At 69.0% G+C, this 14220-nt stretch carries 11 protein-coding genes; 5 read left to right on the top strand and 6 right to left on the bottom strand.

Going from position 1 to position 14220, the window contains the following annotated elements; all coding sequences use genetic code 11:
- Positions 1 to 57 precede the first annotated feature (57 nt).
- From NX068_RS05895 to NX068_RS05885, 3 genes are all read right to left on the bottom strand, one after another.
- On the bottom strand, positions 58 to 1380 hold the full coding sequence (locus NX068_RS05895) for a diguanylate cyclase domain-containing protein (RefSeq protein ID WP_263460359.1): 1323 nt from the start codon (positions 1378 to 1380) through the stop codon (positions 58 to 60).
- Positions 1377 to 2201 (bottom strand): ABC transporter substrate-binding protein, encoded by an 825-nt coding sequence (locus NX068_RS21170; protein ID WP_263460358.1) that lies wholly within the window; start codon positions 2199 to 2201, stop codon positions 1377 to 1379. The genes NX068_RS05895 and NX068_RS21170 overlap by 4 nt, the downstream gene beginning before the upstream one ends.
- Positions 2202 to 2310: 109 nt before the next feature.
- Entirely contained in the window at positions 2311 to 4323 is a 2013-nt protein-coding gene (locus tag NX068_RS05885) for a TonB-dependent receptor plug domain-containing protein (RefSeq protein ID WP_263460357.1), read from the bottom strand.
- A 218-nt stretch (positions 4324 to 4541) separates the two neighbouring features.
- On the opposite strand from NX068_RS05885, the gene NX068_RS05880 reads away from it, so the two are divergent.
- Complete coding sequence (locus NX068_RS05880) at positions 4542 to 6194, top strand: ATP-binding domain-containing protein (RefSeq protein WP_263460356.1); 1653 nt, start codon at positions 4542 to 4544, stop codon at positions 6192 to 6194.
- A gap of 74 nt (positions 6195 to 6268) precedes the next feature.
- Entirely contained in the window at positions 6269 to 7585 is a 1317-nt protein-coding gene (locus NX068_RS05875) for an enoyl ACP reductase FabMG family protein (protein WP_263460355.1), read from the top strand.
- A 145-nt stretch (positions 7586 to 7730) separates the two neighbouring features.
- On the opposite strand, the gene NX068_RS05870 is transcribed toward NX068_RS05875, so the two are convergent.
- The 3 genes from NX068_RS05870 to NX068_RS05860 all read right to left on the bottom strand — a co-directional run bounded on the left by NX068_RS05870 (position 7731) and on the right by NX068_RS05860 (position 11778).
- The gene (locus NX068_RS05870) at positions 7731 to 8801 is read right to left on the bottom strand and encodes an SPM autocatalytic domain-containing protein (RefSeq protein ID WP_263460354.1); all 1071 of its coding nucleotides are present in this window, start codon (positions 8799 to 8801) and stop codon (positions 7731 to 7733) included.
- 197 nt (positions 8802 to 8998) lie between these two features.
- Positions 8999 to 10378 carry a GTPase/DUF3482 domain-containing protein gene (locus tag NX068_RS05865; RefSeq protein WP_263460353.1) on the bottom strand — a complete coding sequence of 460 codons (1380 nt, stop codon included), beginning with the start codon at positions 10376 to 10378 and terminating at the stop codon, positions 8999 to 9001.
- Positions 10375 to 11778, bottom strand: a complete 1404-nt coding sequence (locus NX068_RS05860) for a DUF2868 domain-containing protein (protein WP_263460352.1) — start codon at positions 11776 to 11778, stop codon at positions 10375 to 10377. The genes NX068_RS05865 and NX068_RS05860 overlap by 4 nt, the downstream gene beginning before the upstream one ends.
- Positions 11779 to 12144: 366 nt before the next feature.
- Here NX068_RS05860 and NX068_RS05855 point away from each other — a divergent pair, with 366 nt between their 5' ends.
- From NX068_RS05855 to NX068_RS05845, 3 genes are all read left to right on the top strand, one after another.
- The gene (locus NX068_RS05855; RefSeq protein ID WP_263460351.1) at positions 12145 to 12621 is read left to right on the top strand and encodes a bacteriohemerythrin; all 477 of its coding nucleotides are present in this window, start codon (positions 12145 to 12147) and stop codon (positions 12619 to 12621) included.
- 52 nt (positions 12622 to 12673) lie between these two features.
- On the top strand, positions 12674 to 13147 hold the full coding sequence (locus NX068_RS05850) for a hypothetical protein (RefSeq protein ID WP_263460350.1): 474 nt from the start codon (positions 12674 to 12676) through the stop codon (positions 13145 to 13147).
- A 141-nt stretch (positions 13148 to 13288) separates the two neighbouring features.
- On the top strand, positions 13289 to 14215 hold the full coding sequence (locus tag NX068_RS05845; RefSeq protein WP_263460349.1) for a 2-dehydropantoate 2-reductase: 927 nt from the start codon (positions 13289 to 13291) through the stop codon (positions 14213 to 14215).
- Positions 14216 to 14220: the final 5 nt, after the last annotated feature.

The raw sequence follows: 14220 nt of genomic DNA, 5'->3' as shown, positions 1-14220 counted from the left end.
GCGGAAGCGCCGGACGGAGCAGCGCCAGCAAGGGCGCTCGCGCGGATCGAGCGCGGATTATACGGGCGAGCCGCCGTTTTCCACCCGCTCGGGCTGATACTCCATGGCGTAGCCCCGCCCTTCGCGCTTCACCGTATAGCAGGCATGGTCGGCCGCCCTGAGCACGTCTGCGACGTTGTCGACGGACGGGTCGATGATCGCGAAGCCGATGCTGGCACCGACACGGAAGGTCCGGCCATCCCATTCGAAGCGCATCTCGCGGACCGCATCGCACACGCCGTTGGCGATGCGATGGGCGTCGTCACTGGAGCAGCCGCGCAGGATCATGGCGAACTCGTCGCCGCCGATGCGGCACACCGTGTCGCCCGCGCGCAGCCGGTGCCGGATCAGGTCGGCGATCCGGCACAGCAGCGCGTCGCCCGCGGCATGGCCGACGGTGTCGTTCACGGTCTTGAAGTTGTCCAGGTCGATGAAGCACAGCGCCCCATGGTCCCCCACCCGGCGCGAGGTGGCGACCATTTCGGCAAGCGCCAGCTCGAAGGCCCGGCGGTTCGGCAACGCCGTCAAGGGATCGTGCATGGCCTGGTAGGCAAGGCGCTCGGTGGCTTCGTCGATCCGGGCCTGCATGTGCTGGTGGGCGCTGTCGATGGCGCGCGCCATCGAGTTGAAGCCCTGCTGCAGTTCGTGCAGCTCCTCGCTGCCGGCGGCATCGGACACCTGCACGTCGCTTTCGCCGCCGGCAATGCGCTTGACCGCCTCAGCCAGGCGGGCCAGCGGCCGGCTGACCTGGCTCGTCAGCTGTACCGCAAGCAGCGCGGTGAGCAGCACGATCACGAACGCCAGGCCGAGCGTGGTCATCATCGTCGCCCGCCACTCGGCATCGAGCGCGCTGGTCTCGAGTTCGACATACACCCAGCCGACCGGCTCCGGCTTGGGCCTCTCGCCTTCGCCGCCCATTTCGTCGACCACCATCGGCACCGACATCACCGGCGCCGCAAACCCCCTGAAGCTGCCCCATTGCTCGAGCCGCATCGGCTCATGCACCGCCTTGATGCGCGCGGCATCGAGCAGATGCGCCGTCCCGCGCGCGGCAATGACTTCGCCACCGCGCTCGTACAGCACGACGGCCGCGACGCCCGACAACTTGCGCAGCGCCTCCATCAGTTCGTTGAGGTTGTCGGCATTGCCCGAAATCACGCCATACTCGGCGGCCGGGGCAAAGAAGCTGACGATGGCGAGGCCGCGTTCGACGATCGCATCCTGGGTCATGCGCTCGCCGCGGTGCAGGAACAGGCCCGCCATCGCAGCGATGAGCAGTGACATCGGCAACAGGACGGTCAGCAGCAGGCGCCTGCGCAACGGAATCCGGGCGGCGTTCATCGGCGCTCTCCCGTGGCGATGAAACGCAACAGCTCCTCGTCGCTCGCCACGTTGATGCCCAGCGCACGGGCAACCTGGCGGTTGACGGCGATTTCGAAGGACGCCGGACCGCTCACCGGCGGCAGCTCGACACGGCCACCGTCCTGGGTGCGCAGCCAGGCGATGAGATCGGTGGCGGCCTGTTCCGGTGTGGTGAAAATGGCGGCCAGCGCGCCCGCTTCGACGTATGCGCGTGAAAACGCGATGATCGGCCGCTGGTAACGATAACTGGTGAGCAGGATCGAGCGCACCGAGACAGGCGTGGAGAGAAGCGCATCGGGCAGCGCGATGAGGCCGTCGCACTCGCGCAGCACGCCTTCGAGCTGCTTCATCAGGCCGCTCTCGTCGCTCACCACGCGGTCCACCAGGTCGATCTGCAGCGCCTCTGCCGCCCGCTCGAAGGAGGCGGCGCCCATTCGTTCCGGCCCGAACAGGATCCCCGCCCGCTGCGCATCGGGCATCACGGCCTGGAGCAGGCGCAATTGCCGCTCCGCCGGCTGATCGAGCGTGACGGCGGACAAAGGCCGGTCGGCATGGTCGCGGCGGATGTTCTCGAAGCGCGCCCGGCCGATCATGACCGCCAGCGTCGGGCGCGAATGCAGGCGCAGCACGGCCGACAGCGCTGCTTCACCGCTGGCGATGACCAGGTCGGCACGCGCGAGGGCAGTGTCGTCCAGGCCTTCGTCCAGCGAGCCGGCATCGACCACGTGATGGCCCAGGCTGGCCGCGGCGCGGCTGAAATTCTGCGCGAACACGCCATGCGGGCCGGTGCGCTGCGACACCACCAAGCCACTTCCAGCGCGGCGCGTGCGGACGGCACCAGCCCCGCCAACAGCACCAGCAGCAGGCAGAAGTGCAGGCGGAACCGCCACTGCCGGATCATCGGCGCGGCTACCACGTCAGGCGCAGACTGCCGAACAGCTGGGGCTCGCGGCGATAGCGTCCGGCATGGAAATCCGCGTATCGCCCACCCACGCTCTGCGCCACCAAAGCCACTTCGTTGCCCGAATTGGCGCCGCCGAAGCGGCGCGACAGCTTCAGGTCGACGCGATCCTGCTCGGGCACGCGGTCGCCGTCGTTGAGCCAGTTCATCGACGAATGCCGGTAATAGCCCAGGCTGGCGCGCCAGCGCCCCGGCAGCTCCTTGATCAGCAGCAGCGAAGTGATCGAGCTCGGCGCGCTGGTCGCGAAATCCTCGTCGACGCTGCTGCCATGAACATCGACATCGATGACGGCCTGCGACAACACGACCCGGCCCCAGCCGGGCCGGCGCCAGTCGATGCTGAACTCGCCGCCGGTGACGCGGAAGCTGCCGACGTTCCGGAACACGAAGGAACTCGGGCCCCGGCTGGCCTGCCAGTCCCATTCGATCGGCGCGAAATCCGCCGGCGGCGTCGGACACGCCCAGGCTGAATCCCTCGGCGGCCTTTCCCAGGGCTTCAATGGATACCAGCAGCGCTCGTCATCGATATAGTCGTCATATTCCTGGTAGAAGGCCCGCACATCCACGCCCAGCCCCAGATCCTGGAACATCGCCGCATAGCCCAACTCGGCATGCCTCACCCGCTCCGGCTGGGTGTCCGCGCCTGCCCAGGCACCGATCCGCTTGATCTCCGGGCCGACGCGGATCACCTGCATCGCATGGGACTCGACCAGCGAAGGCGTCCGGTACGACACTCCGGCCGAGAAGCGCAGCGCCGAATCGGGCGTCAGCGCATAGCCGAGCGCCAGCCGCGGCGAGAACAACGAACCGCTGTAGTGATGCTCTTCCAGCGTACCGCCCAGATCGACCCGCAGGCGCTCGACCGGCGACCACACCACGCTGCCGAACAACTGGCTGCTGACGCCGCTGATCGTGCCGCCGGTATCGAACATCGACCGCGAGCGCGCCGCCTCACGGCGCACCCCCGCACCGAGCATGAAGCGCCAGGCCGGTGACAGCCTTGCACCGTACTGCACTTCGAGTTCCTCCCGCTGCACGTCGCTGTCCATGTCCACGGACAACACGCCCAGCCCGGGCGCCGCGACCTGCCAGGGCACACGCGTGCGCTCGCGCTGATGGTGGAACTGCACGGACAGCTCGGAATCGACCGCGAAGCTGCGCTTCCAGCCCAGATGCGCATAGTGCGCATGGGTATCGTCCTCGCGCAGCGGATGTTCCAGGTTGCCCGGCGCCCCGCGGTCGGTGCTGCCGCGGCTGAGGCCCAGCATCCATTGCAGTTCGTCCTGCGTGGACAACTGCGCCGTGGCGCCGAAATTGAGCACCGAGCGCTCGACGATCTTGCGCGCCTCCAGCTCACCATCCTCGTTCCGATGGGGGCGGAAGTTCACCGCGCGCCGGTGCGAACCCGACAACCGCCAGTCGATGGCCGCATCGGCATCGCCGTTGATGCGGAAGCCGTGGTCGTGGAAACCATCGTCGCCGATCCGCGAGATCACCGCCACGCCGCTCTCGGTCGCCGGCGAGCGGGTGATGATGTTGATGACCCCGTTGAGGGCATTGACGCCATAGGCCGCGCCATTGGGACCGCGCACGACCTCGATGCGCTCGATGTCGTCGACCCGCAGCGGCAGGTCATGCCAGTTGGTATTGCCCCACGCCGGGCTATTGACTGTCCGCCCATCGATCATCACCTTGATGCGGCGATCATAGGCGTCGCTCATGCCATGGTTGGCCACCACCGGCGAGCCGTCCGGCCAGTCGGCAACAAGAAAGCCCGGCACCAGGCGCATCAGCTCGTGGATTTCGGTGAAGCCCGAGGCTTCGATCATCTCACGGTCGATCAGCGTCACCGCGACCGGTGCATCCACCGGCGACTGCGCCATGCGCGACGCGGTCAGGACGATCGGCACGTCGTCGAAGAAGGCATCCGCCGCCCATGCACAGCTGGCAGCGACGGACACGACGAAGGTGCCGAAGCCCGAGGCTGCAGTCTGAACAGGATGGCGAAAGAACAAAACGGTGACTCCATTCGATACTCGAAACGCCTCGATGGCGCAACGCGGCGAGCATAACGCATGCTTGATACACTGACGGTGTGACGGAGTCGACACTTGGCGCATTCCGTTACATCCTCTTTTTGTTTTTTTCCATTCCCTTCCCTCCCCGGGCACGAAACCCCATGGCACGCACCCATCCCGAAGGCTGGCGACAGCTTCCCGCCGCCGGTGCGCGCGGCCGCGAACGCAGCACCCTCGCACTGCTGGCCGACGCACTGCCACCGGACTGGACGATCTATCATGGCCTGCACTGGACCCGCGTCGACGGCCCGCAGACGATCTTCGGTGACGTCAGCTTCGCCGTGCTCGGCCCCGGCGGCCGCATCCTGCTGATCGAGCAGCACGCCGGCTTTCTCGACGAGACCGCGGATGGGCTGGTGCGCCCGGGCAAGCGCGCACGGATCGTCAGCCACGAACTCGCGCGCAGCGCCGACGCCCTGCGCACCCGCCTGCGTCCCGCGCTCGGCGGTGCCGAAGCGCTGCTCGACACCCTGCTCTACTGCCCCGACCATACCGTGCGCCAGCCCGGCAGCGCCGGCCTCGACCCGGCGCGCATCGTCGATGCGCCGAGGCGCGACAGCCTGGCCGCCACTGTGCGCGCGCTGACCGCGCCGCAGGACGGCGATCCGCCGGCCGACGAGGCCCGGCTGCAGGCGCTGCACCGCTTCTTTGCCGACCTGCTGGAACTGGTGCCCGACGTGCAGGCCCACATCGGCCAGGCCGACGAACTGACCACCCGGCTGTCGGGCGGCCTCACCGAATGGGCGCGGCGCATCAGCGCGACACCGCACCGGCTGCGCATCACCGCCACTGCCGGCAGCGGCAAGACCCAGCTCGCGCTCGCCGCCTACACCGATGCGCTCGCCGCCGGACGCCGCCCGCTGTACGTCTGCTACAACCGCCCGCTCGCCGACCACTTCGCCCGCATCGCCCCGGCCGGCGGCGAAATCGCCACCTACCACCAGCTCTGCGACCGCCGCCTGCGCGACACCGGCCGGCCGCCCCGCTTCGGCGTGCCCGGCGCCTTCCGCCGCATGGAAGAAGATTTCGCCACGCTGGTGTCCGCACACACCCATCCGGATTGGCAATTCGACGAACTGATCATCGACGAAGGCCAGGACTTCATGGAGCCCTGGCGCGACGCCCTGCTCGCACTGCTCAAGCCCGATGGCCGGGCCTGGTGGCTGGAAGACCCGCTGCAGAACCTCTACGCCCGGCCCCCGGTGGCCCTGCCCGGCTGGATCGGCCTCACCGCCGACACCAACTACCGCACGCCGGCCGACGTGCTGGCGCTGCTCAATGCCCGCCTGCCGCTGCCGGCACCGATCCGCGCCGGCAGCCCGGTGGCCGACAGCGGCCCGGAAGTGCTGGCCTGGCGCGACGATGCCGGCCTGATGGACGCCACCAAGCGCGCCATCACCCGCGCCCTCGGCCTCGGCTTCCGCCGCGAGGCGATCGTGCTGCTGACTTTCCGCGGCCGCGAGCATTCGCGCTTCACCCCGCTCGAACAGCTCGGCCCGCACCGCCTGCGCGCCTTCACCGGCCGCTACGACCTGCTCGGCGAACCCGAGCACTCGCAGGGCGAACTGCTGATCGACTCGGTCTACCGCTTCAAGGGCCAGTCCGCGCCCTGCATCATCTTCACCGAGATCGACTTCGAGACGATGGACGACACGGCGATGCGCAAGCTCTTCGTCGGCGCCACCCGCGCGACGATGAAGCTGATCATGGTCGCCTCGGAGCGCAGCGCCCCGCTGCTGTCGCCGGTGGCCTGACGGCGGCCGCGTCGGCGCGGGTACAATCGCGCCTGTCCTTCATCTTGGGCCGGCACCGCCGGCATACATCGTCCATGAACAAGCCCATCTCCCTGACCCAGCTCCCGCAGACCAACATCTTCCGCAAGGGCGACGTGTTCGTGCTGTTCGGCGAACTCTTCGGCCGCGGCTATGCCAGCGGCCTCGTCAATGAAGCGCGCAAGGCCGGCATGGACATCGTCGGCATCACCGTCGGCCGGCGCGACGAGAACAACGCGCTGCGGCCGCTGAACGACGAAGAACTGGCGGCGGCCGAAGCCAACCTGGGCGGCAGGATCATCAACGTGCCGCTGATGGCCGGCTTCGATCTCGACGCGCCGGCCGGCGAGCCCACGCCCACCGAGATGCTCAACAAGATGACGCTGAAGAGCTGGGAGCAGGACAAGCTCGACTGGGCCCACATCGAGAAATGCCGCGAGCTCGGCACCCGCCGCTTCCAGGCCGCGGTGGCCGAAGCGATGGCACGGATCGACGGCCTCATCGGCGACGGCCGCAACGTGCTGTTCGCCCACACCATGGCCGGCGGCATTCCGCGCGCCAAGGTCTTCATGGTGATCGCCAACCGCATCTACAAGGGCCGCGGCGACCGCTTCATGCCCTCGCAGACCCTGCTCGACAGCGACCTCGGCAAGCTGATCCTGCAGAACTTCGACGAAGTCTCGGCGATCACCTTCCAGCACCTGATCGAAGGCAGCGCGGCGATCCGCGCGCGCGTCGAGGCCTCCGGCGGCCAGGTGCGCTACAGCGCCTACGGCTACCACGGCACCGAAATCCTCATCGACGGCCGCTACCAGTGGCAGACCTACACCAACTACACCCAGGGCTACGCCAAGATGCGGCTCGAACGCATCGCCCAGGCCGCCTGGGATCAGGGCATCAAGGCCACGGTGTACAACTGTCCGGAGATCCGCACCAACTCCACCGACGTCTTCGCCGGTGTCGAGCTGCCGCTGATCTCGCTGCTGCAGGCGCTGAAGCACGAAGGTGGCGGCGCCTGGGCGGAATCGCAGTGGGAAGCCTGCCGCGCTCTGCTGGCCGACGGCCATACGCTCGAAGAGGTGCTGCAGAAGGTCGCCGACTTCCAGGGCAGCGAAACGATGCAGGGTTTCCGCGACTTCGCCGCCTGGCCGCAGCCCAACAGCCAGGCCCAGGCCGACCTGCAGATCGGCACCTCGGAAGACATCGTGCAGATGCACAAGGACCGCTCGGCGCTGATCACCGACCTGCTCAGCAGCCTGGTGCTGGAAGCCAGCGGCGCGCTGATCCTGCACGAAGCCTCGGCGCCGACCGGGCCGGTGCTGTGGCTCAACCACGACATCATTGCGCGGCAGTTGAACGAGCTTCACGCCTGACGGCGGCCTATCCCCCGCCGTACCAGTAGGAGCGGGTTCAGCCAGGGGCGCCAAGCCGCGAACACGGCCTTGTTGCTGCTCCAGACGCTGCTTTCGCGGCTGAAGCCACTCCTACGATTCCGACAAAAAACCGGGCTGCTGGCGCTTACACCGCCAGATCGACCTGGCTGACCGTGCCGACGCTGCCGTCCTCGCGCAGGTAGATGCTGCTGGCGCGCATCATGCCCAGGGTTTCGTTGGCGGCATTGTTGAAGCTGAAGCGGGTGTCGGCGCGGCCGAGATAGAAGGCGCCGACGCCTGCTTCCTTCAGCGTCTGCAGCGTGCCCATGCCCTGGGCATCGGGGCGCCAGATGCGCAGCTGCGACCAGGCCGCATCGTTCTCGTCGATCCAGCCGTTGCCGTCGCCGTCGAGCGCGGCCAGTTCGTCGAAGCCGTTGCCGGTGTTCGGGCCGAACAGCTCGCGGCCGTCGTCGACACGGCCGTTGCCATTGCGATCCAGGGCGAGATAGCCGCTGCCGCCGAGCAGCGGCATCCTGTCCAGCGTACCGTCGGCGTCGAGATCGAAATCGAAATGCACGTTCGACAGCGCCGCCGCCGGGCCGCCGAAATCGAGCACCAGCGGATCCTGCAGCCTGCGCTGGTCGCCGCCCCGCATGCTGACCGACACCGACTCGCTGTAGCTGCGCGACATCGAGAAGCCGAGCTCGAAACTGATTTCCGCACCATCGGCGGTGCGGATCATGCCGGAAGCGCTGAAGGTGGTGGTTTCGGACTCGGCGTAAGTGGAACTGAGGTCGTAGGCGAAGCCGGGGCCGGACGGTTGCTGCTGCACCGGCGCCTCGGCCGCGGCCTGGCCCAGGTCGCGCAGATTCAGGCGCGGCACCGGCCGGCCAGTGATGGCTTCGATGAGCTGGATCAGCAGCGACATGGACGAGTCGACTTCCAGCCCTTCGGCCAGCCCCCGGGCTGCGGACGCGGCAGAGGCTTGCACTCCGGTGGATGCCGCATCGGCCAGCTGTGCCCGGCGCGCGGCGTCGGAGATCTGCACCGCGCCGGGAGAGGAAGGGCCGTTGGCGCCGGCTTCGGTCTCGTTGTTCGTGGTGGACGACAACATGGCGCCGCCCCTGCCCCATACCTGGAGCCGCTCGGAGGTCTCGGTCGATTGCGAGAACTGCCGGGAGGATTGCAGTTCGATACTGGATGCGGCGATTTTCATGGCAAGGCCTCGAGCGCGTCAGCGGCATGCCCCCTTAACGGCCGCGACCCCGAAAACTTGAGTACTACGTCACACCCGCGGCAAAAAATGCCCCCACGCTCATCCGCTTCGCGGACTCGCTGCCCCCCAGGGGGGCGCTTTTTGCCTTGGGGCGGCCCGGCGGACAAAAAAGCCATGCGCCGCATCTCGCTGGGCCTTCAGTGCAGCGCCGTCGCCAGTTCGGCGATCGCGGCTGCGCGCTCGTCGTCATCGCCTTGCCTGCCCGCCCATTCCGGATGGGCGCGGGCCTTTTCCAGCGCGTAAGGCAGATCGGCCTTGCGCCAGCGCTCGGCCACTTCGTCCGCTGCGCCGGCCTCGCCGACCTCGATCGGCGCCAGTGCGGCATGGCCGCGGCCGTCCAGCGCGGCCAGCAGCCGGTGCTGGCGCAAGGCGACGACGCGCAGGATGACGTCGTCCACCGTCAGTTCGCGGTGGCCGCGCAGCTTGGCGGCGATGCGTTCGCCGTAATGGCCGAAGGTCTGCCACAGGCCGCCGGCGATCGCACCCAGGGCGGCGGCGGCACCGAGCGTGAGGCCGCCGGTCATCAGGTCGATGCCGACGCCGGCCGCGGCACCGGCGGCGACGCCGGTCGACAGGCGCAGCCCCATCTGGCGCAGGGTCTCGGGGTTGAACAAGTCGTCGTCCCAGCGCCCGTCGGTCAGCGGCAGCTCGGCGGCGCGGGCATCGCCAGGGCGGAAGCGGTACAGCCGCAGCAAGGTTTCGACGCAATCCTGCTCACGCCGGCGCACCGCATCGCGCAGGCCTTCGACAGCGGCCTGCAGCGTCTGCTCCGAGTCCTCACCGGCCTCCAACCGCTCACGCCGCGCCGCCAGGTCGATCAGCAGTTCGGCCACCAGCCGCCGTGCCGTCGCCCGCCGCTCGTCGGCTTCGCGCACGCGGGCATCGATCAGGCGCTGCAGCGCGGGGCGGTGGGCGTGCATCAGCGTCGCCAGGGTGTCGAACAGCTCGCGCTCGCCATCGAGCGCCGGCGCCACGGTATCGAAGCTGACCACCGCGTGCAGGCTGAGCCGGGCCAGCGCGGCACGCCATTCATCCACCTTCGCATCCTTGGAGGCGACGAAGTTCAGCACCGGCAGCAGCGGGCGGGCGCAGGCGGCGAGCAGTTCCAGCTCGTCGCGGTGCTTGGGCAGCACCGGGTCGCGCGCATCGACGACGTACAGCGCCGCATCGCTCGCCAGCATCTGGCGCAGCACTTTCGCCTCCTGCTCGAAGCGCGCGTGCGCCTCGGGCCGCTCGAGAAAGCGTGCGAGCCGGTCGGGGCCGTCGAGGCGTTCGCCGGGCGCCGCCAGCGCATCGACGAATTCGAGCAGGGCGATGGCATCCTCCATCCCCGGCGTGTCGAACAGCTCCAGCGCCGGCCGGCCATCGGCCATCAGCCGCAAGCCTTCGACGTGGCGCGTGGTACCGGCCGAATCGGACACTTCGCCGAAACCCACGTCGCGCGCCAGCGTGCGCAGCAGCGAAGTCTTGCCGGTATTGGTGTGGCCGACGACGGCCACGCGCAGCACTTCGTTCATGGCATCCGCTCCAGCCCGCGGCCGTCCAGCCAGTCGCGCGCGGCCGTCTCGTCGAGGATCAGCACCTCCGGCGCGAAGCCCAGCCGGGTCAGGCCTTCGCGCCACTGCGGCAGGCGGCTTTCCGCCGTCTCACCGCTGCCGCCGCCGGCACCGAGCGCCCACACGCGCGTCTCGACGGCATGATCCGCCAGCTCGGCGATGACGCCGAGGTTGCCGCGGTCCGGCGTGCGGCGCGGATCGACCGCCACCAGCAGCCGGCACGGCGGCTGCGCGCCGAAACGGGCGAGCGCCTCGCGCCGCTGCTCGCGGCTGTCGAGGCGGCCGGCGTCGAATGCCGCCAGTTCGTCCGCTGCGCTGCCGTCCTCGCCCGCCACCGGCGGCCACGCGAGGTCGCCGCCCAGTTCGACGGCGACGAGCGCCGGTGCGCCGCTGCCCGCCAGCCGTGCCGCATGGCGCGCGGGACGCGGCATCACCGCCGGCTCGGGGTCGCGCACACCGATGCGTTCGCTGTCCGGCAACAGCAGCGGACGCAGCCTCGCATAGCCGGGACGGCTCAGGTCGAGCCGCAGGCGCTGCAGCGAGCGCCGCCACAGCACCATGCACACCAGCGCCAGCACGGCGCGCGGCAGCACGCCATAGACCAGCAGGGCGCCGAGCAGCCAGCCCGACCAGGCGCGCCGTCCGCTCTCCTCCAGCATCGGCGCGTCGCCGCTGGCGACGACCGTGGCCGCATCCGGCACCGGAAAACCCAGCAGCGCCGGCAACCTGCCCAAGGCATCGACCAGCCAGGCGAACACGCCAGAGGGCAGGATGGTGGTTTCCCAGACGAAGCCGTAGCGGCGCATCGCGAGCACGGCCAGCACGCCCGCGGCAGCGCCAAGCAGCGCCAGCGCCCACAGCGCATGGCCGGCCGCGCCGACGCCCCAGCCCGCAGCACGGCTCCAGCCGGGCAGCCCGCCCAGCGCCAGCGGCAGCTCTGCCGCCGCCGACGAACGCTCGAAGAAGGACGGCAGCCGCAACCACAGACCGCCCGCCACGCCCGTCCGGGCGCCACGGCTGCCGCGTGACAACAGCGTCGCCAGCAGCCACAGCAGCAGGCTGAACAGATTGACGCCCAGCAGCCCGCCCAGCGCCCACACCACGTTCACCGCACGGCTGCCGTCGCCCAGCACGCCGGCCGCGGCGCCGAAACCGAGCACCAGTGCCAACACCACCGCGCTTGCCAGCAGCAGCCGTACCCGGCCATGCCAGCGCAGGATGGCGTCGTGCCAGCCTTCGCGCAGGCCCAGTTCCTGGGCCCGGCGCAGCACGCGCGCCTCGAACTCGGGCGCGGCCGTGCGCGCCGCCCGGACTGCCGTGCGATCCTCGAGCACGCCATGGCGCTCCTCATGACGGCGCACGACCTCCGCCAGCCAGCGGGATTCGAATGGAGTCAGGGTGGCGGAGCTGCGGGCAGAGGCTGTCAAGGTTATGCGGACCGATGCGGCCCGTTCGAGGGCAGGGTTGAAGGGCAAAAGGGTGGACAGCATAGCAACGACCGCGCCTCGGCCATACCCGGAGCCCGCGCAACCGCCTGCACGAGCGGGAGCGGAAGCACGTCACGCTTGCGGCCCGATCGCGCCGCGCCGCGGCGACAGCCGGTGCTAACCTGTCGTCATTGCACGGCAATCCCGTTTCGATGGCGTCGCGCGACATCCCTTGATGGCGATCAAGTCCCTGTTTTCAAAAAGGCTTAGTCTCCAGACCTGCGGCAGACGAGGACATCCATGAGCACCGAGCTATTCCACTGGAACAGCGAATTCGACGTCGGCATCCAGGAAATCGACGAGCAGCACAAGGAGCTCGTCGACCTGCTGAACCAGTTGCACGTCGCCATCCAGGAACATCACGGCTCCGCGACGTCACGCCGGATCCTCGACAAGCTGGCGGATTACACCCGCACCCATTTCGCCGTCGAAGAAAGCCTGATGCGGGTGTCGAACTACCCGGAATTCGCCGCGCACAAGCAGAACCACGAAGACCTCATCGCCCAGGTCCGTACCCTGCAGGACAAGCTGAACTCCGGCAAGGCCGCGATCACCTTCGAACTGCTCCACTTCCTCAAGGTCTGGCTGACGCGCCACATCAACGAGGCGGACAAGCGCTTCGGCACGCATTTCCTCGCCCACGGCGGCGCCAGCCAATGGTCCGACCATGTCGAGGAGGCGATGAAGAAGCGCAAGTGGTGGTGGAAGTTCTGGTAACGAGGCCGCCGAACCGATTTCTTCCGAAACGAACCTACCCACGGACCGCAACATGAAACTCAGCCTTCTGCTGCCGACCCTGCTGCTGGGCGGCACCCTCGCGAACAGCCCGGCATGGGCAGAACCGATGTCCTGTCCAGATCTCGCCGACGCGGTGCAGGTCGCAGCCTGCCCCACCGACGCGGAACTGCGCTACACCTTCATGGGCTACTGCGGCGACAACGCCCGACTCTACGGCGCCGACGTCGTCACCTGCGCCAGCTTCGACAACTACCGGCAGGTCAAGAACATCGCGATGTGGGAATCGGCCGACGGCCGCTTCAGCGGCTACCTGTCGTGCAATGAGACACCGGCCTCCATCCATGCCGCCAAGGCGAAGCGCATGCACGTCGAACGCAAGAACGGCCTGACCCGCCTGATCTGCGATTACGACGACGACCACCGCCTGGTCCATCGGACCAAGACCACGTGCACGGTCGAGGCGGAGGATTGCAGCGGCGGAGACTGCCGGGCAAGCTGCGACTGAGCCTGCGGCGGCGGCCCTACGCGCTTGCGCACGGCGGCCGCCGTTGCGACACTCCGCAGGCAGCGATCGCCCGAAGCCCCCGCAGCCATTTCCCCGGGGCCGCTGAACGGCAGTCGCAGCCCACGTCGAAGGAGGCGCAGCATGCGGATACTCGTACTCGGAGCCGGCGGAATCGGGGGTTATTTCGGCGGCAAGCTGGCGGCGGCCGGCGTCGACGTCCGCTTTCTGGTCAGGCCGCAGCGCGCCGAGCTGCTGGCCCGGCAGGGGCTGGTCATCACCAGCCCGCTGGGCGAGCTCCGCATCCCGGCCGCGACACAAACCTCGGCGGACTCGCCGTTCGATGCGGTGCTGCTGGCCTGCAAGGCCTACGACCTCGATGACGCGATGCAGGCGATCGCGCCGGCGGTCGGGCCTTCGACGCTGATCCTGCCGCTGCTGAACGGCATCCGCCATCTCGATGTCCTCGATGCGCGCTTCGGCCGGGATCGCGTACTGGGCGGCTTGTGCCACATCGGCGTGACCCTGAATGCGGCCGGCGAAATCCAGCACCTCAACACGCTGCAGCGCTTCGTCCTCGGCGCACGGATGCAGGCCCAGGCCGAGGCTGCCGGCGCACTGCACGCGGTGCTGGCGTGCGGCGGCTTCGGCCCCGAGCTGAGCGGCGCCATCATGCAGGAGATGTGGGAGAAGTTCACCTTCCTCGCCACCTATGCCGGCATGACCACGCTGCTGCGCGCGCACATCGGCGCCATCCTGGCGGCCGCGGAAGGCGAAGCCCTCATCCACGAAATGCTGCAGGAATGCAGCGCGACCGCTGCGGCCGGCGGCCATGCGCCCCGCCCGGATGCGAGGGCGCAGATGCTCGCTTCCCTGGGCGAGCGGAACTCCGCCGGAACGGCGTCGATGTATCGCGACATGACGCGCAACGGCCGGACCGAGCATGAACACATCATCGGCGACATGCTCGCCCGGGCGCGCGCAGCAGGCGTGGCGGCGCCCTTGCTGCGGGTCAGCCTGGCGAACATGCAGGCCTACGAGGCGATGCGCTCGCAGGCAGCGGCGGCGTGATCCGA

This window comes from Thauera carbonicopians (assembly GCF_025699485.1).
Classification (GTDB): Bacteria; Pseudomonadota; Gammaproteobacteria; order Burkholderiales; family Rhodocyclaceae; genus Thauera.
The sequence above is the reverse complement of the archived record's forward strand: the minus strand, read 5'-3'. Positions and strand labels throughout refer to the sequence as shown.

Excerpts from the sequence above, each read along its gene's own strand:
- NX068_RS05895 (WP_263460359.1), bottom strand. The coding sequence starts at position 1,380 with ATGAACGCCGCCCGGATTCCGTTGCGCAGGCGCCTGCTGCTGACCGTC.
- NX068_RS05880 (WP_263460356.1), top strand. The coding sequence starts at position 4,542 with ATGGCACGCACCCATCCCGAAGGCTGGCGACAGCTTCCCGCCGCCGGT.
- NX068_RS05875 (WP_263460355.1), top strand. The coding sequence starts at position 6,269 with ATGAACAAGCCCATCTCCCTGACCCAGCTCCCGCAGACCAACATCTTC.
- NX068_RS05870 (WP_263460354.1), bottom strand. The coding sequence starts at position 8,801 with ATGAAAATCGCCGCATCCAGTATCGAACTGCAATCCTCCCGGCAGTTC.
- NX068_RS05865 (WP_263460353.1), bottom strand. The coding sequence starts at position 10,378 with ATGAACGAAGTGCTGCGCGTGGCCGTCGTCGGCCACACCAATACCGGC.
- NX068_RS05855 (WP_263460351.1), top strand. The coding sequence starts at position 12,145 with ATGAGCACCGAGCTATTCCACTGGAACAGCGAATTCGACGTCGGCATC.
- NX068_RS05850 (WP_263460350.1), top strand. The coding sequence starts at position 12,674 with ATGAAACTCAGCCTTCTGCTGCCGACCCTGCTGCTGGGCGGCACCCTC.
- NX068_RS05845 (WP_263460349.1), top strand. The coding sequence starts at position 13,289 with ATGCGGATACTCGTACTCGGAGCCGGCGGAATCGGGGGTTATTTCGGC.